The sequence below is a fragment of the Phytohabitans sp. LJ34 genome (genome assembly GCF_052068095.1).
Taxonomy (GTDB): Bacteria; Actinomycetota; Actinomycetes; order Mycobacteriales; family Micromonosporaceae; genus Phytohabitans.
The window spans coordinates 296,815-318,675 of sequence record NZ_JBQHDG010000008.1; the positions used below are offsets into that span (position 1 = coordinate 296,815).

A 21,861-nucleotide genomic window follows, 5' to 3' on the forward strand; every position below is an offset into this window, starting at 1 on the left:
CCTGCCGGCTCAGGTGCGCAGGCTGCGCGGGCGCATGTCGACCCACACCCGCTCGATGTGCGCGACGCACTCGTCCTCGGTGCCCTCGGTCCCTTCGGCGTGCCAGCCGGCCGGTATCTCCCGGCTGGCCAGCCAGATGGAGTACTGCTCCTCGTCGTTGACGACGACCTTGTACATGGGTTCAGCTGACATCGACTCTCTCCTGTGGTCCCGTCGGCTCCGCGGCGGCCAGGCGCTCGGCCGTCGCGTCGCTCATCGCCTCGATCTCGGCCACGATCAGCTCCTCCAGCCGGGCGGCCGCCCGCCGCACCGTCGGGTGTTCGAACACGAACCGCACCGGCACGTCCACCGCGAACGCCTCCCGCATCCGGTTGACCGCGCGGGTCACCAGCAGCGAGTGCCCTCCGGAGGCGAAGAAGTCGTCGTCCGCGCCGAGCCGGGTGGCGCCCAGCACGCCGGCCCAGAGGTCGGCGAGGGCCTGCTCGGTGTCGGTCGCCGGCGGCGTGAACGGCGCGCCGGCCAGTTCGCCCGGGTCCGGCGGCGGCAGTGACCGGCGGTCCACCTTGCCGCTCGGGTTGCGGGGCAGGTCGGGAAGGACCGTGACCACGCTCGGCACCGCCGCCGGGGCGAGCCGGTCGGCGAGGTGGTCGCGCAGGCCGGCCCGCGCCTCGGCGCCCGCGCCGGGGATGGCCGCGTACGCGACGAGCCGCCGGTCCCCGGGCGCGGGGTCCCAGGTCGTGACGACCGCGTCGGTCACGCCGGGAAACGCGCGCACGGCGGCCTCGACCTCGCCCAGCTCGATCCGCACGCCGCGGACCTTCACCTGGTGGTCGCGGCGCCCCCGGTACTCCAGGCGGCCGTCGGGGCGCAGCCGGCCGGTGTCGCCGGTGCGGTAAAGGCGCTCGCCGGGTCGCCAGGGATGCGGGACGAAGGCGCGTGCGGTACGCCCCGGGTCGCCGAGGTATCCCCGGGCCAGCCCGACCCCGCCGATGCACAGCTCCCCCACCGCGCCGTGCGGCACCGGCTGGAGCGTGGCGTCGAGGAGGTGGACGGTGTGATGCTCCATCGGACGGCCGAGCGTGACCGCGTCGCCGCCGTCGGCGTCCGCGGCGGTGCACACGTGGTGGGTCGAGTCGATGGAGACCTCGGTGGTACCCCAGTGGTTGTTGAGCTGGCAGCCGAAGCGGCCGAGCCGTTCGTGGAAGGCCCGCACGGTCGCGGGCCGGAGCCGGTCTCCGTCGGAGACGACGTGCCGCAGGTGCCGCAGCCGCTCGGCGTCGTCCGGCCCGATCTCCTCCAGGAACGCCACGAGCATGCTGGGTACGAACTGGAGCCAGACGAGCCGGTGGTCGGCGGCCGCCCGCAGCAGCGCCCGGGGATCGCGGTGCAGCCCGGGGCCGAGCACCTCGATCCGCCCGCCCACCATCAGCGGCCAGAAGATCTCGCGGGCCACGTCGTCGAAGCTCAGCGGGGTCTTGAGCAGCACCGGCTCGTCGGGCGCCAGCCGGTAGCGGCGGTGCATGTTCAGCATCTGGCTCACCCAGCCGCGGTGCGTGGACTGCACGCCTTTCGGCTCGCCGGTCGAGCCGGAGGTGAAGTAGACGGCGCACATGTGGTCCGGGCGGACCCCCGGCAGCTCGTGGCCCGCGCCGCCCTCCATCAGCGTGCCGACGTCGACCGCGCGGGAGCCGGACGCTGTGGGCGCGATGCATACGGGCGCTCCGGAGCGGCGTAGCAGCGCCTCCGTCCGCGCCGGCGGGGCCTCCGGGTCGAGCGGGACGTAGGCGCCGCCGGCCTTGAGCACGCCGAGCACCGCGGCGACGAGGTCGGCCGAGCGGTCGAGCAGGATCCCGACCGGTACGTCCGGCCCGACGCCGCGCGCGACGAGCCCGCGCGCGATCGCCGTGGTGCGCGCGTCGAGCTCCGCGTACGTCCACGCGGTGTCGCCGTCGCGCACCGCGACCGCGCCGGGTGTCCGGGCCACCTGGTCGGTGAACAGCTCGTGCAGGCACCGGTCGGGCAGCGGCTCGGGATCTGGCTCCGCGTACGCGCGGGCGGCCTCGATCTCGTCCGGGCTCAGCATCGGCACGTCGTCCACCCGGAGCGACGGGTCGCCGGCGACCGCGACGAGCACCGCCCGCAGGTGCGCCATCAGCCGCAGCACGGTCGCGGTCTCGTACAGCTCGGTGTCCCACTCGACCGACCAGCCGACCGCGCCCTCCTCGTGCCGGAACTCCAGCGTCAGGTCGTACTTCGCGCCCGCCCCGGGGGTGAGGATCTCGGTCACCGCCAGGCCGGACAGCGCCGGCAGCGCGACCGGGGTGGTCAGGTCGACGAGGATCTGGAACAGCGGGGTACGGGCCGGGTCGCGCGGCACCCGCAGCTCGTTGACGAGCGTGTCGAAGCCGACCCACCGCGCCTCGTACGCGTCCAGTGTCGTGTCGCGGACCCGGCGGACAAGGTCGGCGAAGGTCGGGTTGCCGGAGACGTCGCCCGGGATGACGAGCATGTTGAAGAACGGTCCGACCACGTCCGGGTCGCGGCGGGTCGACGAGGACGTGCCGGTCGACACGTCGGCCCGGCCGGTGTACCGGTACAGCACCGCCTGGCAGGCGGCCAGCAGCACCATGTACAGGCTGGCGGCCTGCTCGCGGCCCAGCTCCGCCAGCCGCTCGGCGGTCACGGGCGGCAGCGCGAAACCGTGGCGCAGCGCACCGGCGCCGCCGCGGACCGCCGGCCGCGACCGGTCGGCGGGCAGCTCGAAGGGGGTCAGGTCGGCCAGCGCCGCGCACCGCTCGCGCACCATCGGCGCCAGCTCGCCGGCGTCCTGCCGGGCGTCGTCGGCGAGCCCGGCCTCCCGGAAGCTCCGCACCGGCGCGACGCCGGCCGCCGGGTCGTTGTAGTGGCGGGCGAGGTCCCGGTAGAAGATCTGGACCGAGCCGCGGTCGTACGCGAGGTGGTGCACGGCCAGGCAGAGCACGTGGTCGTCCGGGGCGAGCCGCAGCAGGCGGGCCCGGATCGGCAGCCCTTCGCTCACGTCGACCGGCGTGGCCGACTCCGCGCCCATGGCGACCGCGAGGCCGGCCTCGTCGACGTCGCTGACCTCCAGCGCGAACGCTTCCGGCGGCCGGACCCGCCCGACGACCTCGCCGTCCCGCGGCAGGATCGAGGTACGCAGCACCTCGTGCCGGGTCACCACCGCGCGCAGGGCCCGGGCCAGCCGGTCGGTGTCCAGCGGGCCGGCCAGGCGCAGAAACGTGTTGCTGAGGTACACGGCGGTGCCCTGGGTCAGCTGGTCGGCGAGCCACAGCGCCTGCTGCGCCCGCGGCACCGGCACCAGGTCGTGGTCCATGCGGGCACCTTCGGGCCGGCGGTTATCTTCCGGGTCTCACCGCGCTATCGAGCCGCGGGTCCGGAAAGGCCGCCGATAGGCCGGGAATGGCGCGGCTCCCTACCGTCCACGGGTCGATCCGTCGCACGGTGAGGAGTACAGCCGATGTTCGACACAGACACGGCGCCGGCAAGCCATCCGGGACTGCGGACGCCATCGGGCCCGGCCTGGCCCGGGCAGCCCGGTTGGAACCTTCAGCGGGGGTCCTCGATGCCCGTCCACCGGTACACCCGGGAGGAGCGGCGCCCGGGAGGAGCGGCCGACCGTGCCTGGCCCGGCCGGACCATCGACCATCCGCCGCTGTGGTGCTCCGTGGACCTGCGGGACGGCAACCAGGCGCTGCCCGACCCGATGTCCCCGGCGCGCAAGGGCGCCATGTTCGACCTGCTGGTGCGGATGGGGTTCAAGGCGATCGAGGTCGGCTACCCGTCCGCCAGCGACGCGGACTTCACCTTCGTCCGGCGGCTGGTCACCGAGGACCGCGTCCCCGACGACGTGACGATCGCCGTGTTCACGCCCGCCCGGCTCGACCTGATCGAGCGCACGTTCGCGGCGATCGAGGGGGCGGACCGGGCGATGGTGCACCTGTGCATGGCCACCGCGTGCCTGTGGCGGGAGGTGGTGTTCCGGATGTCCGCCGCCCAGCTGCGCGAGGTGACCACCGGCGCCGCCGCGCACGTGGCGCGGCTGGCCGACCGGATGACCGGCTCCCGGCTGTGCTTCGAGTACTCGCCGGAGACGTTCAACGTGACCGAGCCGGAGTTCGCGCTGGAGATGGCGAACGCGGTGGCGGCGACGTGGGACGCCGCGCCGGACCGGCCGGTGACGGTCAATCTGCCGTCCACTGTGGAGACCGACTCGCCGAACGTGTTCGCCGACCAGATCGAGTGGATGCACCGCAACCTGGACCGCCGGGACTCGATCGTCCTGTCCGTACACCCGCACAACGACCGGGGCACCGCCGTCGCCTCCGCCGAGCTGGCGCTGCTGGCCGGCGCCGACCGGGTGGAGGGCACGCTGTTCGGCAACGGCGAGCGCACCGGCAACGTCTGCCTGGCGACGCTCGCGCTCAACATGTTCAGCCACGGCGTCGACCCGCAGCTCGACTTCTCCGACATCGACGACATCCGCCGCACCGTCGAGCAGTGCAACCGGATGCCGGTCGGGCAGCGCCACCCGTACGTGGGCGACCTCGTGTACACCGCGTTCTCCGGCACCCACCAGGACGCCATCGCGAAGGGTTTCCGGGCGCTGGAGGACCGGGCCCGCGCGGAGGAGCGGCCGCCGGGCGCCCTGCCGTGGTCGGTGCCGTACCTGCCGATCGACCCGCGGGACGTCGGCCGCACGTACGAGTCGGTGGTGCGGGTCAACAGCCAGTCCGGCAAGGGCGGTGTGGCACACGTGCTGCGCACCCGGTACGGCCTGGACGTCCCGGTGGGTCTGCGGGCGGAGTTCGCCAAGGTGGTCCAGCGGGCGGCCGACGAGAGCGGCATGGAGCTCGACTCGCGGCAGCTGTGGGACACGTTCCGCAACGAGTACCTGCACCCGCACCCGTCGTTGCTGCTCAAGGAGTTTCAGGAGTGGCGCGACGGCGACCTGGTCCGGCTCGACGCCCTTGTCGCGTTCGCCGACGGCCGCGAGGCGCGGGTCGCCGGTGCGGGCGCCGACGTGGTGGCCGCGTTCGCCGACGGCCTGGGGCGCGAGGGCCAGCCGGTGGAGGTGCGCGCCGTGACCGAGCAGAGCGTCGCCGACCCGGCCGGGCCGTACACCGCCGTGTACGCCGAGGCGTCCGTCGACGGTGCCGCCGCCTACGGTGTCGGCCTCGACCCGGCGCCGGCCCGCGCGGCGCTCAACGCCGTGCTGTCGGCGGTCAACCGGATCATGGCGTAGCGACGTGGCCGGGTAGGCCGTGGCGCCCCGCGGCCTACCCGGCGAGTGTGGCGAGGTCCACTTTGCCGTTCGGGGTGACCGGCAGCGCGTCGAGCGCGACGAACGTGGACGGCAGCATGAACTCCGGCAGCGAGCCGAGCAGGTGGCGCACCAACCGGTCGCCGCGCGGCGGCTCCGCGCCGGCGGGTACGACGTAGGCCACCAGCCGCTCGCCCCGCAGCACGACGGCGGCGGCCGCGACCTCGGGGTGGGTGCGCAGGTGGTGCTCGATCTCACCCAGCTCCACCCGGTAGCCGCGCCACTTGACCTGGCGGTCGGCGCGCCCGGCGAAGGTGAGCAGCCCCTCCGCGGTGCGGCGGGCGCGGTCGCCGGTGCGGTACATCCGGCCGCCGGTGAACGGGTCCGGCAGGAAGCGCCGCGCGGTCAGGCCGGGACGGTTGACGTACCCGAGCGCCACCCGCGGTCCGCCGATGTACACCTCGCCGTCGTCGGCCGGGCAGAGCTTCCCGTCCAGCACGTACACGGTGCTGTCCGGCAACGGTGTGCCCAGGTGCGGCACCGGGCCGGCGATCGGCGCGACCGTGGCGTCCACTGTGCACTCGGTCGGGCCGTACAGGTTGAGTCCGTCCAGCCACGGCGCCTCGGCGATCTCCTGCCAGATCCGCTCCGGCACCGGCTCGCCGCCCAGGAGCAGCCGCAGCACCCGGCCGGCGGGCAGTGGCCGGCCCAGCTCCTCGCCGGCGATCTGCCAGTGGGTGGGCGTCATGTCCAGATCCTGGATGCCGGCCGTCTCCACCAGCGCCCGCAGCCGGTCCGGGTCGGTGCGGTCGGCGTCCTCCAGCACGACGACGGTGTCGCCGCGGCACACCCGGATCCACTGCTTGACCGAGGCGTCGAAGGACATGCTGGCGTTCCAGCCGACCACGCGGCGGCACGCGGGATACACGCCGGCTTGTTCGAGCGCGGCCATGAGCGCGGCGACGTGGCCGCGGGTCACCTCGACGCCCTTGGGCCTCCCGGTGGAGCCGGAGGTGTAGACGACGTACGCCGGCAGCTCGGGGGCGGCCCAGTCCGAAATGGACGGTCGTGGGCCGCCGGCCGGCGCGATCGAGGTGACTCGCGTGGCGATGCCGGCGTCGGCGGCCATGAACGCCAGCCGCTCCGCCGGGTAGCCCGGGTCGAGGGGCACGTAGGCGGCGCCGGCGCGCCACACCGCGAGCGGCGCCACGACCAGGTCGACACCGCGGGGCAGGCTGACGCCCACCCGGTCGCCGGGCCCGATCCCCTGTGCCCGCAGCATCGCGGCCAGGCGTGCCGTCCGCTCGTCGAGCTCGGCGAAGCTGAGCACGGTGCCGCCGCACCGCACCGCCGGCCATGCGGGCGCCTCCCGCACCGTCCGGGCGAAGCGGGTGAGCGGATCGGGCGGTGTCATGCCGAAGCCACGCGCGACCAGTGGCGGTCGACGGTCCGGGCCAGGAGGTCGGGGTCGTCGACGTAGAAGAAGTGGTGACCGCCGGCGAGCTCGCAGCCGAGCCAGGACTCCGTCGTGCCCGCCCAGCTTTCGAGCTGCTCCGCCGTGACCACATGGTCGTCGCGGCCGCCGAGCACGGCCACCGGGGTGGTGAGCCGGCGGCCGTGGTCGTCGGTGTACTCCCGGCTGAGCGTGAGGTCGGCGCGCAGGGCCGGCAGGATCAGCTCCATCAGCTCCTCGTCGGCGAGCAGGTCGGCCGCGGTGCCGCCCTGCCGGCGCAGCGCCGCGATCAGCGCGCCTTCGGCCAGGTCCTCGGCGGACAGGCCGGGCAGCGGCGTACCCGGGGCGGGAACCCCGGCGACGACAAGGCCGGCGGCCGGACTGCCCAGGCCCTCCAGCAGCTGGGCCACGTCGTACGCGACGTACGCGCCGAAGCTGTGTCCGAACAGGACGGTGCGGCCCGCGTCGTCGACAATGGACGGAAGGCAGGCCGCCGCCAGCTCGCGGATGGACCCGGGTGCCGCCTCGCGCAGGCGCGGTCCGCGCGCGGGATACTGCACGCCCCAGACCGACCACTCCGGACCGAACGCGCCGACCACCGCGTAGGCCGACGACGCGCTGGCACCCGCCGGCGGGAAGAACACGAACGGCGCGTCCCCCTCCCGGATCTGGTGCAGCCACAGCGACGGCGCCGCCATCAGTAGCTCCTCTCGCCGGTGTGCGGCGGCATGTGGAACACCGTCTCCTTGAGCATCTCGGAGGTGCCGTCGACGATCCGCAGCAGGCGCGCCTCGCGGTACGCGCGCTCCAGCCCGTACTCGACGAGCCAGCCGCGCCCGCCGAGCACCTGCATGGCGTCGTCGATGACCTCGCACGCCGCCTCGGTCGCGCAGAGCTTGGCCATCGCCGCCTCGCGTACGGCGAGGTGGCCGGCGTCCAGTGCCGCCGCCGCTTTTCGCAGCAGCGCGCGGGACGCCTCGACCTTGATGTCGGACCGGACGATGAACTCCCGGATGTACTGCTTCTCGCTGAGCCGCACGCCGAAGACGACCCGCTGGTCGGCGTGGCGGCGGGCCACGTTGAGCGCCCAGCGGGCCAGGCCGACCGCCCGGGCGGCGAGGCAGATCCGGCCGAACGGCAGCCATTCGCTGGCCACGCCGGCCGCGCCGCCGACCCGCTCCGGACCGCCGACCACCGCGTCCTCCGGCAGCTCGATCGCGTCGAGCTCGACCTCGTACTGGGTGTACAGCGGGTCCATGCCGGGCAGCGCGCGGACCACGCGCCACCCCGGCGTGTCGGTGCCGAAGACGAAGAACGTGGGCCCCTCCACCCGCGCGCCGACCGCCCGCACGAGCACGATCGCGACGTCGGCCTGCGCCGCGTTGCTGATCAGGAACTTGCGGCCGGTCAGCACCCACTTGCCGCCCGACCAGGTGGCGCTGCTGGCGACCCGGGTCAGGTCGGAGCCGCCGCGCTCCTCGGTCATCGCCAGGCACCGGGTGAGGCGCCCGTCGACCAGCGGGCGCAGCCACCGCTCCCGCTGCTCGGGCGTCGCCGACAGCAGCATCCGGCTGGGGCCTTCGTGCGAGGACAGGATCACCCGCGAGTAGCCGGTGCCGGTCGCGGCGGCCTCCTCGCGCAGCTCCGCGGCGAGCGTCTCGGTCATGTCCCAGCCGCCGTACTCGACCGGGAACTGGGCCGCGTACAGCCCGGACCGCAGCCCCACCCGGCGGGCCAGGTCAAGCTGCGCGGCCGGGTCGAGGTCGGCGGCGCGCTCGTCCAGGTACGCCAGGACCTGTCGCAGGATCGCGCGGGCCGCCGCGGGATCGTCGAGCATCCGCGCGGGGTCCGTGGTGGGTACGAAGTCGACGCTCGTGTCCAACATCAGGGCACCTCCCGAAGGATCCTGGAGACCTCGGTCACGTAGTCGGCGAACCGCGGGTGGTCGAAGAGCGCGCGCAGCTTCGGCCGCACCCGGAACTCCTCCTCCAGCCGGCCGGAGATCGACATCGCGGCCATCGAGTTTCCGCCGAGCGCGAAGAAGTTGGCGTCGTCGGACACCCGCGCGTCGAGGACGACCTCCCACGCCTCCCGGACGCGGGCGGTCACGTCGACCACCTCAGCCATCGGCCGGCGCCTGGTCGTGGACGAAGCTCGCCACCCGGTCGGTGAAGGCGCCCAGGGTGCGGGTCTCGAAGATGGCGGCGACGGGTACCCGGACGCCGAGGTCCTCGCGCAGGACGGCGGTCAGCCGCACGGCGAACAGCGAGTGGCCGCCGCTGAGGAAGAAGTCGTCGTCCGGGCTGGCGTCGCTGACGGACAGCACCTCACACCAGCGGGTACGGATGGTCTCGGCGAGCTGCACGGTCTCGGTGGGCATGTGAGCACCTCTTCAGGCGGCGGGAATGTGGCTCGGCCACGGGCTGGTCGGTTCGGCGCACGCCCGGTCCAGGAGCTGGACGAAGCGCCGCTGGAGCTCGGCGACGGCCGCGTCCGGGTACCGCGCCCGGTCGTGCGTCCAGCGCAGCGCGTACGCGCCGGCGCCATGGCTCGCGGTGCTACGGGCGTGCTGAAGCCCCCGGTTCATCACGATCACGCTCAGGCCGGTGCGGCCGTACCCGTTGGCCAGCTCCCGCACCTCCGGCCGCCAGTCGCCGAACCGCAGGGCCGGCTGGGGCGAGTCGTGCTTGCTGAACATGACCGGGTAGAGCTGGCTGTTGGCGAGGCTCCGGCCGGCGGCCAGCCGGAGGATCTCGGGCGTCGGCATCCGCTGGTGTACCTCCGCCGCCGCGATCAGCCCCATCTCCGCGCGCGCACCGTCCACAGGGGACCCGACCGGCTCCCGCCGCGACACCAGCGGCAGGACGTTCACCAGCAGGCCGACGATGTCGCGGGTGTCGACGTCGCGGTTGGCGAAGCTGGAGCCGATGACCTGCCACGCGCCCGGCGCGGTCTCGAAGACGAGCCGGCGGTAGCAGGCCAGCAGCAGCGCGAACGCGGTGACGCCGAGGCCGGCCGCGGTCCGGTCGACCAGTGCCGACCGCCGCTCGCCCAGCGGCTGCGTGTCGGTCCGCGCCGTGGCCAGGCCCCGCTCCGGGACGGCGGCGTCCTCGGCCGGTTCGCCGGCGACGCCGGCCAGCTGTCCGGACCAGTACTCCCGCGCCGCCGCGCTGTCCGGGCCGGCGACCCACTCCCGCTGCTCCCGGGCCCAGTCGAAGTAGCTCGTGGTGTCGGACGGCGGGGACCAGCCCTCACCCCGCGCGAAGCGGCCGTACGCCTCCCGCACCTGTTGCAGGAAGACGCCGACGGACCAGCCGTCGTGGACGATGTGGTGCTCGCGCTGGAGCAGTGCCGTGCCGCCCGGATGGGTGATCAAATCCCAGCCCAGCAACGGGAAGTCGTCGTACCGGATGGGGCGGGCGACAAGCGCGCGCAGCAGCTTGGGCAGCTCGCCGGCGCCGGCGCGGTGCTTGCGCAGCAGCGGGCCCGCCGGCCCGGCCGGCTCGCCGACCAGCCCCCGCGCGGTCATCCGCCACCGGGCGCTCAGCGCCGCCTGCCCTTCCAGCACGGCGTGCAGGGCCTCCTCCAGATGGCAGACCTCCGGTTCGCCCGGCCCGTCGAGGACCATCTGGTACTGGTAGCCCATGCCGCTGCCGTTGATCTCTTCCAGGAAGACCAGCGCCTCCTGGCCGAGGCTCCCGGCGCCGGACCGCGCTCCGGCCGGGCGCGCCGCGGGTGTGCCCGGCGCCAGCCCGGCCACCAGCAGCGCCTGCTCGCGCAGCGTCTGGGTGAGGGTGAGAGTGGACGGTGCCACGGTCAGCCCGCGCCGCGCGCGGACCCGGGCCCGCAGCGCGATCAGGTCGAGCGATCCGGCGCCCAGCTCGACGAGGCTGTCCGCCGGCGACCGGGGCACCACGCCGCACGTCTCGCGCCAGTCTTCGGCCAGCGCCGACTCCCACGCGTCCGCCCCGGGCACCGCCGGCCGCCGGGCGAACAGCGCGGTGGGATCGGGCAGGGCGCCGCGGTCGAGCTTCTGGTTGGGCGTCAACGGCATGCGGGCCAGCGGGATGACGGCGGCCGGGACCATGTACGCGGGCAGCCGCTCACCGAGCCACCGCTGGATCTCCTCGCCGTCCACGCCTGCGCCCGACACGTACCCGACCAGCCGGGGGTAGCCGCTCTCCGGCGTCCAGACGGTGACCGCGGCCTCGTCGACCACCGGGTGGGCGCGCAGGTGCGCCTCGACCTCGCCCAGCTCGATCCGGAAGCCGCGGACCTTGACCTGCCGGTCGGCGCGGTCGACGAACTCCAGCTGCCCGTCCGGCCGGCACCGCACGAGGTCTCCGGTCCGGTAGAGCGTCCTTTGTGGATCGGACGGGTCCGCCACGAACCGCTCCGCGGTCAGCTCCGGCCGGTCGAGGTAGCCGCGGCCGACGCCGGCGCCGCCGAGGTACAGCTCGCCCACCTCGCCCAGGGGCACCGGCTGCCGGCGCTCGTCCAGGACGTGCGCGGTGGTGTGGGATATCGGCCGGCCGATCGGCGGCAGGCCCTCGTCGTGTCCGTCGAACCAGGCGTACGTCGCGATGACGGCGGTCTCGGTCGGGCCGTACAGGTTGAGGAACCGGTACGGTACGCCCGCCGGCGGCCACGCGTGCAGCTTCTCGCCGCCCACCATCAGCGTCCGCAGGCTGGTCCCGTCGAGCCAGCCGTGCTGGAGCGCGACGGCGGCGACGGAGGTGATCAGGAAGACCGTGTCGATCCGGGCGGCGGCCAGCCAGTGGCACAGCTCCTCCGGTGCGCGGCGGGCGGGCTCGGGCGCGATGTGCACCTCCGCGCCGGCGCTCAGGGCGCCCCAGATCTCCCAGGTCGCCACGTCGAAGCCGCTCGCCACGGTCTGGCCGACCCGGTCGCCCGGGTACACGCCGACCTCGTCGACGAGCCAGCGGACGGTGTTGACGATGTTGCGGTGCTCGACCATGGCGCCCTTGGGCTCGCCGGTCGAGCCGGAGGTGTAGATGACGTACGCCAGGTCGTCCGGCGCCACGTCGGCGGTCGCCGGTGCGGCCTCGTCGCTCCAGTCCGGGCCCAGCGTCATCGCCCGGTGGGTGGTGCCGGCCAGCAGGCCGCCGGTCCGCGGGTCGCACAGCACCAGGCTCACGCCGGCGTCGGCGAGCATGAAGTGCAGCCGCGACGCCGGATACGACGGGTCGAGGGGCAGGTAGGCCGCGCCGGCCTTCAACACGCCGAGCCAGGCCACGACCATGGTGGCTGACCGGTCGATCAGCACGCCGACCACCGACTCGGGCTGGACGCCCGCGGCGGTCAGCCGGGCCGCGACGAGGTCCGCGCGCGCGTTCAGCTCCTGATAGGACAGTGTGCCGCAACCGTCGACCACCGCGGTCGCGTCGGGCGAAGCCGCCACTCGCGCGGCGACCAGCGCCGGCACCGTGCCCTGCATGCTGGACACCGCCTCACCTCCGTCCGGTTGCCCGTCCTGACCCGGTACACGGTGGTCGGGCCGGCCTTCACCTACCTATCGCGGCGCTATCGCGGGACAGGTAGCCCGTGCCGTCCGGACCCGGCAGGGAATGGTCGACCCACACCGTGCCGGTGAGGGCGGCGCACATCCGCCGGGTACGCCGCAGCCGCTCGTCGTGGCCCGGCTGCCGGTCGGCGAGCAGGATCCCGAGCGCGGTGCCGCTGTGCGCGGCGACCACGCCGAGCCCGCCGACCTGGCGGCAGATGTCGAGCATCCGGTCGAGCGTCCGCTTTGGACACAGGCGCTGGTTCATCACCGCGCTGCGGGTGGCCACCTCGCCGATGGCCGCCACGTCCTCCGCCCGGATCGCCGCGGTCAGCGCCGCCAGGAGCCGCTGGTACGTGCGGCGGTGCTGGGTGGAGAACACCTTGGGCACCTTGTTGAACGACAGCGTGTCGATCTCGCCGCCCTCGTCGACCCCCACGACCGTCATCGGCGGCAGGTGCCCCAGCTCCGCGCGCAGCCGCACCTGCCGGTGGTGGAACGCGACGACGCCGTGGTACATGACGCCGTCGGTCGGCTCGATCAGGCGCAGCAGCGCCTCGATCTCGGCGGGCGCCGGTGCCGCGCCGATGGCCTGTCCCACGGCCCGCGCGGTCGCCACGAGGTCGGCCGACGAGCTCGCCAGGCCCTTGCCCTCGGGCAGGTCGGAGTCGAGCAGCAGCACGCCGCCGCCGCGGGCGCCGTGGTGGCGCAGCATCGCCTCGACGAGCCAGCGCGCCTTCGACTTGTGCGCCGGCCGTACGTGCACGGCGTGAGCGCGCGGGTCGAACAGCAGGCGGGCCCGGCTCCAGCGGGCGATCGGCATCGTCACGAGGAAGTCGTCGCCGTCGGGGAGCGCGCCTTGCAGCAGCTCGCCGAACGTGCCGAACGCCGCCGCGCTGCCGTACGCCTCACCGAGCTCGGCACGGTGGAACATCGTCTCCGTCATCGAAGCCGCCCCGGGTTACCCGCCGAGCAGCCGGTCGACGCGCGCCGGCACCGCGTCGACCGCGTCCCGGCGGGCCGCGAGGGCCGCGGCGAGGCGGGTGTGCTCGCGCTCCTGCTCGTCCAGCAGCCGGGCCACCTCGTGCGGGTGCGCCGATCCGCGGGAGCGGCGCCGGTGCAGCTCGGCCACCGGGTCGAACGACTCGCGCAGCAGCCGTTCCGGATCGGTCACGACGTGACCGTACTCCCCGGCGACCGCGGCGAGCAGCCGGCCGTCGACGGCCGTCGCGGGCAGCCCGGCCTCGAGCGCCGCCACCACGTACCGCCCGGCGATGACCTGCGCGGTCCGCCACGGCACCGCACCGTCCAGGGCCAGCCGGTTGGCGAGCGAGAACCCGCCGAGGTACTCCTCGGCGCAGCGCTCGCGGGCGTGTCCGGTGCGGAACTCGAGCCGTTCGAAGACCTCGGTGAGCAGCCGCAGCACCGACCGCATCGTGGCCATGGCGGAGCCGAGCTGGGCCGCGCTCTCCTTCGACACCTCGACGGTGTTGCTGTACGGCGTGGCGCGCTGCGCCGTGGCGACGTCGACGTACCAGGACGTGAGGTGCGCGGTGCGGCCCCGGACGCGTTCCAGGATCGGGTAGTTCTTTTTCTGCGGCATCGCCGACGATATCCCGGCGAGGTCGTCCGGCAGCTCGACCAGCCCGTGCTCGCTGCCCGACCAGGTCATCAGGTCGGTCACCATGCGGCTCAGCCCGACCGCGAAGGTCGAGCACTCGCCGGCCAGCTCCAGCAGCCAGGCCCGGGAGGCCACCCCGACGAGCGCGTGCGGCTCCGGACCGGCGAAGGCGAGCAGGTCCGCCATCCGGTCGCGGTCCCACCGCAGCTCCTGGCCGGCCAGCGCGCCGCTGCCGAGCGGGCAGCGGTTGAACCCGTCGTAGGTCGCCAGCATCCGGTCCGCGGTGCGCAGCAGATGCGCCGACACGGCGCTGACGAAGAAGCCGGACGTGATGACCTGCGCGGCCTGGAGGTGGGTGTACCCCGGCATGACCGAGCCGGTGTGCCGGGCGGCCAGCAGGCGCGCGGCCGAGGCGCAGTACAGCACCGCGGCGACGGTGCGCAGCGCCTCCTCCCGCCCGTACATGAGCTGCGCACAGGCTTGCAGGTCGTTGCGGCTGCGGTCGACATGCCAGACCGGCACGGTGAGTCGCGCGGTGACTTGGCGCTCCACGGCGAAGGCCAGGTCGGACAGGTTCGCCTCGGGATCGGCGGCTAGGCTTTGCCGCGTCACGCCGTCGAGCGCCGTGGCGATGCCGCGCACCTGCCCGGCGTCCAGCAGCCCCATCCGGTGGTACTCGGCCAGCAGGACCTTCTCCACCAGGACGTGGAATCCGAGCAGGTGCTCCGCGTCGTGACGGAACTGCGGATCGAGGATGTCCTCGCGCACGAGCGCCTTCGGCGGCCGCCGCAGCCGTCCGCTGAGCGCCGCGGTCATGAGATGTAGGTGAAGTAAGACCTGAGCGCCGGCATGAGGGCCTTCAGCGGCACTCCACACATGCCCAACGCGAAGAGCAGGTTGTAGCGCAGGTTCTGCGCCGGCATCCCGTACCTCGCGGCGGCCAGGCCCCGGACGGCGCTCTTGCGGTCGTGCCAGTCGATGTTGAACGACACCGACGAGGTCAGCGAGGTCACCTTGTGCAGCGTGCCGGGCGGCATGTAGAACAGGTCGCCGCCCTCGACGAAGCACTCGTACGTCTCCACGCCCGCGAACCGGGGATACCGCTCCAGGTCGGGCTCGTCCGGGTCGACCGGCGACCACCGCCACTTGTAGGGGTAGCAGCGCTCCCGGTCGGCCGCGGCGATCATGAGGAACCGCTTGCGCCCGTCGAGCTGGAAGAACAGGTTGTGGGTCAGCAGCGTGTCGAAGTGCAGTGGTGTCTGCGACACCGACGGGCCGACGAAGAACTGTGGAAACACCCACCACTGCTTGGCGAAGAAGGACGGGAACATCGCCCGGGGAAACGGCTCCAGGTCGTCGCGCAGCTGCGGGATGAGGGTCAGCAGCGGCACGTCGTGCAGGTACCCGGGCGGGTCGCCGGCCCGGTCCGAGTCCTCCCACTCCTCGGCCGCCTTGGCGTAGTCGGCCAGCCGCATCGTCGTGGTGTTGCCCTCGGCGACCCGGCCGGTCTTCAGGCGCACCTCGAGGTCGGGCGCCACGGACGCGAAGTACGGCAGCGACCAGCGTTCCGCGGCGGGCAGGTCGGCGAGGGCGCCCTTCATCAGCACCGGTTTGGTGTTCACGTAGTCGGCGTAGAACTCCTCCACCGACAGGTTCGGCCGGACGTCAACGGGCGAGGGCGGTGCCACGGCTGGCATGGTTACTCCTTGTCGGCTCGGTCTTTTTTCCGGACCCCTCCGCGCAGGCGCGGCGGATGACCTCGACGGTGTAGTCGACGTCGGCGATCGAGACACCCCGGTGGGTGACCGCGCGGATGCGCGTGCCCAGTTCGGCGATGGCCACCCCGCCCGCCGCGGCGGCGGCCAGCAGCTCACGATTGGCGAGACCTTCGGCGTGGAAGAACACCATGTTGGTCCGCGGCTCCGCCGGCTCCACCTCGATTCCGGGGATGGCGGCGAGTCCCTCGGCGAGGCGCCGGGCGGTCGCGTGGTCCTCGCGGAGGCGGTCGCGCTCGCGCAGCGCCACGATCCCGGCGGCGGCCAGCACGCCGGACTGCCGCATGCCACCGCCCAGCAGCTTCCGGATCCGCCGCACTCCGCCCACGAACGTCTCGGTCCCCACGACCATCGACCCGGCCGGCGCCCCAAGGCCCTTGGAGAGGCAGAACTGCACGGAGTCGGCGTGGCCGGCGATCTCCGCCGGGTCCACGCCGATGGCCAGCGCGGCGTTGAAGACCCGCGCACCGTCCAGGTGGACCGGCAGTCCCTTTTCCCGCGCGAGCTCGGCGACGGCGGCGAGGTACGACATCGGCAGGACGTGGCTTCCGCTGTGGTTCTGCGGATTTTCCACGCAGATCAGGGCGGGCAGCGCGAACTGCGGATCGCTTTCGTCCGGTGGGAAGGCCGCTTCGATCGCCGCCAGGTCCATCGTCCCATCAGGACGGTTGGGCACCGGGTGGTACACCACGCCGCCGCACACCGAGGCGCCGCCCGCCTCGTACACGTAGATGTCGGAGTCCTCGCCCACGACGACCTTGGAGCCGCGCGGGCAGTGGGTGAGGATGCTGGCCAGGTTGGCCATGGTCCCGGTCGGCATGAAGCAGGCGGCCCGCTTGCCGAGGAGCTCCGCGGAGAGCTCCTCCAGCGCGCGTACCGTCGGGTCCTCGCCGTAGACGTCGTCGCCCAGTTCCGCTGTGGACATCGCCCGCAACATCTCGGGCGTGGGCAAGGTGAAGGTGTCGCTACGCAGCTCGACGGGCCAGTTGACCGGGCCCGCTGCCGGGGTTGGGTCGCTCACGCGGCACAGCTCACCCTCCCGTTCCATCGGTCATCTTTCAGCTCCCTATCGCTGAAACCAGGTCACCTGCGCGCCGTTGTCGAACGACTCCCGCTCCGTCGGCCTGAAGAGCGTGGGGTCGAATCCACCCTGGAAGGCCGGGATGCCCGCGCCGGCGACCACCGGGTACCACTTGACGATCAGCTCGTCGATCTCCGGCAGCAGCGACCCGGCGAGCTTGCCGCCGCCGGCGAGGTAGATGTCCTTGCCGGCGGGCTCCGCCTTGAGCGCGCGCACCAGCGCTGTCGGGTCGCCGGGGACGAGCTCGACCGACGGGTCGTCGATCTTCTCCAGGGTCGACGACACCACGTACTGCCGGAGGTGGGCGTACGGGCTGGAGATGCCGATGTCCAGGGCGGGCTGGTAGGTGCCCAGGCCCATCACCAGCGTGTCGAACCTCTTGTTGAGCGCGTCGGAGAGGCCGACGTGCGCGCGGATGTGCGTGGGGATCACCTCGGGGTACCGCTCGTTCATCCACGCGGCCATGTCGTCGCTCACCGGGTAGAAGTCGACCTCGCCGCCGGGGCCGGCGATGTAGCCGTCGATCGAGACGGCGACGTAGTAGACAAGCTTTCGCATACCTAACCACTCCGTATGTAGTACTCCAGCTGAAGTGGTGCAACCGTAGTACTACAACTGGTACGGTGTCAACATGCGAACGAACCTCCAGCGCAGGACAGCCCTCCTCGACGCCGCCATCGAAGTGCTGGCCGGAGAGGGCGCGCGCGGCCTGACCTTCCGGGCGGTCGACGCCGAGGCGAAGACCCCGGTCGGCACCGCGTCCAACTACTTCGCCAACCGCGACGAGCTGCTCACGCAGACCGCCGAGCGGGTCTACGAGCGATGGATGCCCGACGAGGCGACCTGGGCCGCCGCCGCGAAAGGGCCGCGGGACACGGCAAAGGTGACCGCGCTGATGCGTGAGCTGGTCGGCCGGATCACCGCGTTCCGCGGCGGCTATCTCGCCATGCTGGAGCTGCGCCTGGAGGCGACCCGCCGACCCGAGCTGCGCGCCGTGCTCACCAAGCGGGTGCGCGCCGACATGGACGCCAACATCGCCTACCACCTGGAGCAGGGCATGCCGGGCGACGCGACCTCGGTCAAGCTGCTCATGCTGGCGCTCAACTGGCTGATCGTCGAGACGCTGACCCTGCCGGAGCTGTTCACCCCGGAGGAGGTGGACGATCTGGTGGTCAAGGCGGTCGAGCGCGTCACCACGCCGGGGACGGTCCAGGGAGCTTTCTGAGTCAGGGTCACCGCCCGCCCTGGCGTTGCTTCCAAGGCAGATTTTCCCACGTCCGCGTCACTTGCGGCTCTGTCCACGATGCCTTGATCGGCGTCGATCTTGGCGGCGGGCGAACAGATCGTGGACGTTTACTGCCCCTCAAGGGGCAGTTGTGTACCACGATCGCCAGCGTCACCCGCCCTCGTTACCTCGATCCGCCGGCCGGGAGCGGTGCCCGCGGGAGCATACGGTCCGTCGCTGACGCGGACGTGGGGAAATCTGCCTGACGCCGCCGCGCGCATAACCCCCACTCCGAAAGCTGTCCAGAGAGCCTCTGTCGCCGGGTTTGCCGAGGCCCCCAGGCCCTGATGGGGCAACGTTGAACCGCCGCCGGGTTGACGTCGCACGCCACCTACGCAAGCGGTCGCGGGGGTTGGGTGCCCGCGACCGCGCGGATCAGGCGGCCGCCGGTGGGGCGGTGCTGTCCCGGACGATGAGGGTGGTGGCGAACTCGACGCGGTCCTGCGGGAGCGGGTGCCCGGCGGCCATCGCCAGGACCAGCCTCGCGGCCGTGGCGCCCATCTCGGCGAAAGGCTGCCGCACCGTGGTCATCGGCGGACCGCACCACCGGGTGGCGGAGATGTCGTCGAAGCCCACCACGCTGAGGTCTTCGGGGATCCGCCGACCGGCGAGCCGGGCCGCCTCGTAGACGCCGAGCGCTTGCAGGTCGTTGCCGCACAGGATCGCGGTCGGCGGGTCGGCGAGGCGGAGCAGCTCCCGTCCGTGGCTGAGGCCGTCTTCGAACGCGAACCACTGTCCGGTGCGGATCAGCCGCTCGTCCATCGGCGTCCCGGCGGCGTCCATCGCGGCGCGGATGCCGTCGAGCCGGCGCCGGGCGGAGAGCCTCTCGGTGGGCCCGGTGATGGCGGCGATGCGCCGGTGCCCGAGGTGCAGCAGGTGCCGGGCGGCCGCCAGCGCACCGTTCCAGTCGGTGGCTCCCACCGACGGCACCGGGTGTTCCGGCTCGCCGGTGGGGTCGAGGGCGACCAGCGGGATGGCGCTGGCGGCGAGCAGGGCGTGCTGCTCGGTGGGAAAGTGCAGATGGACGCTGATGACGCCGGTCGGGCGGCGGGCGAGCAGGTCGTGGGCCCAGGTGCGACCGGCGGACGTCTGGTGGAGCACGTCGATGAAGCCGACTGAGAGGTTGTGGGCGGACGCGACCTGTTCGACCCCTTGCATGATGACGATCGCCAGGTTACTCAGCATGCCGTAGAAGACGACCTCGATGGTCGCCGCGCGGGCCGGCGTCTCCGGGCGGCGGTAGCGGTGCTCACGCAGCACGGCTTCGACCTGCTGCCGGGTCCGTGGAGCCACCCCCGATCGACCGTTGAGCACTTTGGACACCGTCGCCGCGGACACTCCCGCGAGGCGCGCGATCGCCGCGACCGTCATGTCGCCCTGCCGGCGGTCGGCCGGACGGCCGCGGTCGGCGGTGGCGGTCGCGGACGGTGGTTGGTCGGCGCGGGCGGCGGCCGGTGCGGCTCGGCGTTGCTCTGCCTCGCCCAGCAGGCGCACACGTACCGCCTCGGCCTCCTCGGCGGCGCCCGGTCCGGCCGGGACCGTCGCGGTGAGGTAGCGGCGCTTTCGGGTGAGCGGGTCGACGCCGGCGTAGACCCGCACGCGCAGCGATCCGCTGGGGAGTGTCTCGATCTCGCCTCGAGCCGGTCGAAAACCGACGGCGCCAGCCATGGAGCGACGGTAGCAAATAGCCGTAGCTCCATGCATCAATGTGGTGCGGCTCCACGACACAATCACCGCTGTCGCTTGTCAGGACTAACGATTTCCATCGATAATGCTAACTGTTTCGGAGCTGGGCGCGGTCAGGGAAAGGGCACCCTCGACCGCCTACGTCGGAGCCGGCCGGCTTCGCCGGACAGGCCACGCGAGGAGGGTGCCACGCAGTCCCACCGGACCCGATCGTCGCACGATCACGGCCGTCACGAGTGACGGCCGGTCCGGGAGGCTCCGGCGCACCCTCCTCGGCTCGCTCGTTCCCGGATCACGAAAGACCAGCGTTCCGCGTCGGATCGTGGGGAGCGCTCCCGCAGCCACCCTGATTCCCACTTCAGGAGAAGTTCTATGAGGAAACCCAGAGTGACCAAGACGGCGTTGGTGTCGGCCGGCGCCGTCCTGTTGGCATCGACCGCGGTCGCCGTGGCGCTGCCAGCCGGGGCCGCGGCCGCCGGTTGTTCGGTGAACTACGCGGTGTCGTCGCAATGGCAGGGTGGCTTCGGCGCCAACGTCACCATCACCAACCTCGGCGACCCGGTGACGAGCTGGACGCTGACCTGGTCCTACAGCGCCGGCCAGACCGTCACGCAGGCCTGGAACGCGACCGTGAGCCAGAGCGGCGCCGCGGTCACCGCCAGAAACGCCAGCTACAACGGGGCCATCGCGACCAACGGCACGGCCTCGTTCGGGTTCAACGGCTCGTGGACCGGCGGCAACCCCGCGCCGACAAGCTTCGCGATGAACGGGGTCGTCTGCACCGGCGGCGTGCCGACGACCGCACCGCCGACGACGGCACCGCCCACCACCGCACCGCCCACCACCGCGCCCCCGACCACGGCGCCGCCCACGACCGGACCGCCCAGCGCCGCGGACATCACGGTCAACAGCGGCACCAGGTACCAGACTGTCGACGGTTTCGGGGCCGCGACGGCGATCTGGGGCAGCAGCGCCTGGTCGACGGCCGAGACGCAGACGCTCGTCGGCATGGGCGCCAACCAGTTCGGGCTGTCGATCGTGCGTACCGGCATCTCGCCGGTCTCCAGCGAGTGGGCGACCCACGTGAACTCCCTGAGAACGGCGAAGTCGTACGGGTCGAACGTGAAGATCCTCGGGTCGCCGTGGACGGCACCGGCGGCGTGGAAGACGAACAACAGCCGGACCAACGGCGGCAAGCTCCGGACCGACTACTACGACGACTACGCGAACCATCTGAACAGCTACGTCCAGTACATGCGCGACCAGGGCGTCGCGATCGACGTCACGTCCGTGCAGAACGAGCCGGACTGGCACCCGGACTACGACTCGATGGACTGGAACGGCACCGAGCTGCGCAACTTCGTGCGCGACCAGGGCGCGCGGGTGCAGAACACCAAGCTGATGGTCGCCGAGGCGGTGAACCTGAACTACAGCTTCACCGATCCGACCCTCAACGACGCGACCGCCCGCAACAACATCGGCTACATCGGCGGCCACCTGTACGGCACCGAGAGCGCCGGCCGCCTCGCGCCCTACCCCTTGGCCGCGCAGCACAACAAGCCGGTGTGGATGACCGAGTGGAACTTCCACGAGGCCGACGGCGGCGGCTCCAACATCTGGGGCAACCCCGGCAACGTGACGGTCTGGAACGAAACCCTCGACACCATCATGCGCACCGTGCACAGGTCGATGGAGGCCAACTGGAGCGCCTACATCTGGTGGTACGGCAAGCGTTTCTACTCCTTCATCGGCGACGGCGAGTCGGCCTACGGCACCACCGCGGGGGCTCCGCTGAAGCGCGGATACGCGTTCTCGCAGTACGCCAAGTACGTCCGCCCCGGCTACCAGCGGGTGGCCCTGACGAAGAGCGCCAAGGCGTCGCCGCTGGAGATCACCGCCTACCAGGGTGGCGGGAAGATCACGCTGGTGATCCTCAACCGGTCGAACAGCGCGGTCGACAACGCCGTGATCCAGGCGCCGCAGAACGTCACCCGGGCCGAGCACTACCTCACCTCGGTGAACGCCAACGCGGCCAGCCAGCCGACCACCGTCAACGGTGGGCAGGTCACCGTCAACGTCGGCGCACGCAGCATCTCCACGGTCGTGTTCACCCTCTGAAAGCCCGCACCGGAGGACC

At 72.8% G+C, this 21,861-nt stretch carries 17 protein-coding genes; 3 read left to right on the forward strand and 14 right to left on the reverse strand.

From position 1 onward, the window contains the following. Window positions 1-9: 9 nt before the first annotated feature. Both ACTMTJ_RS17120 and ACTMTJ_RS17125 read right to left on the reverse strand, forming a co-directional pair. A complete protein-coding gene (locus ACTMTJ_RS17120; protein WP_441217602.1) occupies window positions 10-192 on the reverse strand; it encodes an MbtH family protein in 183 nt (60 codons plus the stop codon). After that, window positions 182-3,352 carry a non-ribosomal peptide synthetase gene (locus tag ACTMTJ_RS17125; RefSeq protein WP_441217604.1) on the reverse strand — a complete coding sequence of 1,057 codons (3,171 nt, stop codon included), beginning with the start codon at window positions 3,350-3,352 and terminating at the stop codon, window positions 182-184. The genes ACTMTJ_RS17120 and ACTMTJ_RS17125 overlap by 11 nt, the downstream gene beginning before the upstream one ends. A 249-nt stretch (window positions 3,353-3,601) precedes the next feature. On the opposite strand from ACTMTJ_RS17125, the gene ACTMTJ_RS17130 reads away from it, so the two are divergent. Next, the gene (locus ACTMTJ_RS17130; RefSeq protein WP_441217606.1) at window positions 3,602-5,281 is read left to right on the forward strand and encodes a 2-isopropylmalate synthase; all 1,680 of its coding nucleotides are present in this window, start codon (window positions 3,602-3,604) and stop codon (window positions 5,279-5,281) included. A gap of 34 nt (window positions 5,282-5,315) precedes the next feature. Here the strand turns inward: ACTMTJ_RS17130 and ACTMTJ_RS17135 are convergent, their stop codons facing one another. The 11 genes from ACTMTJ_RS17135 to ACTMTJ_RS17185 form a co-directional block, all read right to left on the reverse strand. Then, window positions 5,316-6,713 (reverse strand): amino acid adenylation domain-containing protein, encoded by a 1,398-nt coding sequence (locus tag ACTMTJ_RS17135; RefSeq protein WP_441217608.1) that lies wholly within the window; start codon window positions 6,711-6,713, stop codon window positions 5,316-5,318. Beyond that, window positions 6,710-7,450 carry a thioesterase II family protein gene (locus ACTMTJ_RS17140; protein WP_441217610.1) on the reverse strand — a complete coding sequence of 247 codons (741 nt, stop codon included), beginning with the start codon at window positions 7,448-7,450 and terminating at the stop codon, window positions 6,710-6,712. The genes ACTMTJ_RS17135 and ACTMTJ_RS17140 overlap by 4 nt, the downstream gene beginning before the upstream one ends. Continuing rightward, window positions 7,450-8,637 (reverse strand): acyl-CoA dehydrogenase family protein, encoded by a 1,188-nt coding sequence (locus ACTMTJ_RS17145; protein ID WP_441217612.1) that lies wholly within the window; start codon window positions 8,635-8,637, stop codon window positions 7,450-7,452. The genes ACTMTJ_RS17140 and ACTMTJ_RS17145 overlap by 1 nt, the downstream gene beginning before the upstream one ends. Continuing rightward, window positions 8,637-8,879 (reverse strand): phosphopantetheine-binding protein, encoded by a 243-nt coding sequence (locus tag ACTMTJ_RS17150; RefSeq protein ID WP_441217613.1) that lies wholly within the window; start codon window positions 8,877-8,879, stop codon window positions 8,637-8,639. Before ACTMTJ_RS17150 ends, ACTMTJ_RS17145 begins: the two co-directional genes overlap by 1 nt. After that, window positions 8,872-9,132 (reverse strand): phosphopantetheine-binding protein, encoded by a 261-nt coding sequence (locus ACTMTJ_RS17155; protein ID WP_441217615.1) that lies wholly within the window; start codon window positions 9,130-9,132, stop codon window positions 8,872-8,874. The genes ACTMTJ_RS17150 and ACTMTJ_RS17155 overlap by 8 nt, the downstream gene beginning before the upstream one ends. A gap of 12 nt (window positions 9,133-9,144) precedes the next feature. Then, window positions 9,145-12,210: a non-ribosomal peptide synthetase gene (locus tag ACTMTJ_RS17160; RefSeq protein ID WP_441217732.1), complete on the reverse strand. Its 3,066-nt coding sequence runs from the start codon at window positions 12,208-12,210 to the stop codon at window positions 9,145-9,147. A gap of 67 nt (window positions 12,211-12,277) precedes the next feature. Continuing rightward, complete coding sequence (locus ACTMTJ_RS17165; RefSeq protein WP_441217617.1) at window positions 12,278-13,222, reverse strand: GHMP family kinase ATP-binding protein; 945 nt, start codon at window positions 13,220-13,222, stop codon at window positions 12,278-12,280. A 15-nt stretch (window positions 13,223-13,237) separates the two neighbouring features. Beyond that, complete coding sequence (locus ACTMTJ_RS17170) at window positions 13,238-14,713, reverse strand: argininosuccinate lyase (protein WP_441217619.1); 1,476 nt, start codon at window positions 14,711-14,713, stop codon at window positions 13,238-13,240. Next, window positions 14,710-15,594, reverse strand: a complete 885-nt coding sequence (locus ACTMTJ_RS17175) for a cupin-like domain-containing protein (RefSeq protein ID WP_441217621.1) — start codon at window positions 15,592-15,594, stop codon at window positions 14,710-14,712. The genes ACTMTJ_RS17170 and ACTMTJ_RS17175 overlap by 4 nt, the downstream gene beginning before the upstream one ends. Beyond that, complete coding sequence (locus ACTMTJ_RS17180; protein WP_441217623.1) at window positions 15,563-16,693, reverse strand: GntG family PLP-dependent aldolase; 1,131 nt, start codon at window positions 16,691-16,693, stop codon at window positions 15,563-15,565. Before ACTMTJ_RS17180 ends, ACTMTJ_RS17175 begins: the two co-directional genes overlap by 32 nt. A gap of 45 nt (window positions 16,694-16,738) precedes the next feature. After that, window positions 16,739-17,311, reverse strand: a complete 573-nt coding sequence (locus tag ACTMTJ_RS17185; RefSeq protein ID WP_441217625.1) for a dihydrofolate reductase family protein — start codon at window positions 17,309-17,311, stop codon at window positions 16,739-16,741. A gap of 73 nt (window positions 17,312-17,384) precedes the next feature. Here ACTMTJ_RS17185 and ACTMTJ_RS17190 point away from each other — a divergent pair, with 73 nt between their 5' ends. Further along, entirely contained in the window at window positions 17,385-17,978 is a 594-nt protein-coding gene (locus ACTMTJ_RS17190) for a TetR/AcrR family transcriptional regulator (protein WP_441217627.1), read from the forward strand. Window positions 17,979-18,413: 435 nt separating this feature from the next. Here ACTMTJ_RS17190 and ACTMTJ_RS17195 read toward each other — a convergent pair whose 3' ends face one another. After that, complete coding sequence (locus ACTMTJ_RS17195) at window positions 18,414-19,706, reverse strand: LacI family DNA-binding transcriptional regulator (protein WP_441217629.1); 1,293 nt, start codon at window positions 19,704-19,706, stop codon at window positions 18,414-18,416. A gap of 390 nt (window positions 19,707-20,096) precedes the next feature. On the opposite strand from ACTMTJ_RS17195, the gene ACTMTJ_RS17200 reads away from it, so the two are divergent. Further along, on the forward strand, window positions 20,097-21,842 hold the full coding sequence (locus ACTMTJ_RS17200; protein WP_441217631.1) for a cellulose binding domain-containing protein: 1,746 nt from the start codon (window positions 20,097-20,099) through the stop codon (window positions 21,840-21,842). The last annotated feature ends 19 nt before the right edge of the window (window positions 21,843-21,861 follow it).

Excerpts from the sequence above, each read along its gene's own strand:
- ACTMTJ_RS17120 (WP_441217602.1), bottom strand. The coding sequence starts at position 192 with ATGTCAGCTGAACCCATGTACAAGGTCGTCGTCAACGACGAGGAGCAG.
- ACTMTJ_RS17125 (WP_441217604.1), bottom strand. The coding sequence starts at position 3,352 with ATGGACCACGACCTGGTGCCGGTGCCGCGGGCGCAGCAGGCGCTGTGG.
- ACTMTJ_RS17130 (WP_441217606.1), top strand. The coding sequence starts at position 3,602 with ATGCCCGTCCACCGGTACACCCGGGAGGAGCGGCGCCCGGGAGGAGCG.
- ACTMTJ_RS17135 (WP_441217608.1), bottom strand. The coding sequence starts at position 6,713 with ATGACACCGCCCGATCCGCTCACCCGCTTCGCCCGGACGGTGCGGGAG.
- ACTMTJ_RS17140 (WP_441217610.1), bottom strand. The coding sequence starts at position 7,450 with ATGGCGGCGCCGTCGCTGTGGCTGCACCAGATCCGGGAGGGGGACGCG.
- ACTMTJ_RS17145 (WP_441217612.1), bottom strand. The coding sequence starts at position 8,637 with ATGTTGGACACGAGCGTCGACTTCGTACCCACCACGGACCCCGCGCGG.
- ACTMTJ_RS17150 (WP_441217613.1), bottom strand. The coding sequence starts at position 8,879 with ATGGCTGAGGTGGTCGACGTGACCGCCCGCGTCCGGGAGGCGTGGGAG.
- ACTMTJ_RS17155 (WP_441217615.1), bottom strand. The coding sequence starts at position 9,132 with ATGCCCACCGAGACCGTGCAGCTCGCCGAGACCATCCGTACCCGCTGG.
- ACTMTJ_RS17160 (WP_441217732.1), bottom strand. The coding sequence starts at position 12,210 with ATGCAGGGCACGGTGCCGGCGCTGGTCGCCGCGCGAGTGGCGGCTTCG.
- ACTMTJ_RS17165 (WP_441217617.1), bottom strand. The coding sequence starts at position 13,222 with ATGACGGAGACGATGTTCCACCGTGCCGAGCTCGGTGAGGCGTACGGC.
- ACTMTJ_RS17170 (WP_441217619.1), bottom strand. The coding sequence starts at position 14,713 with ATGACCGCGGCGCTCAGCGGACGGCTGCGGCGGCCGCCGAAGGCGCTC.
- ACTMTJ_RS17175 (WP_441217621.1), bottom strand. The coding sequence starts at position 15,594 with ATGCCAGCCGTGGCACCGCCCTCGCCCGTTGACGTCCGGCCGAACCTG.
- ACTMTJ_RS17185 (WP_441217625.1), bottom strand. The coding sequence starts at position 17,311 with ATGCGAAAGCTTGTCTACTACGTCGCCGTCTCGATCGACGGCTACATC.
- ACTMTJ_RS17190 (WP_441217627.1), top strand. The coding sequence starts at position 17,385 with ATGCGAACGAACCTCCAGCGCAGGACAGCCCTCCTCGACGCCGCCATC.
- ACTMTJ_RS17195 (WP_441217629.1), bottom strand. The coding sequence starts at position 19,706 with ATGGCTGGCGCCGTCGGTTTTCGACCGGCTCGAGGCGAGATCGAGACA.
- ACTMTJ_RS17200 (WP_441217631.1), top strand. The coding sequence starts at position 20,097 with ATGAGGAAACCCAGAGTGACCAAGACGGCGTTGGTGTCGGCCGGCGCC.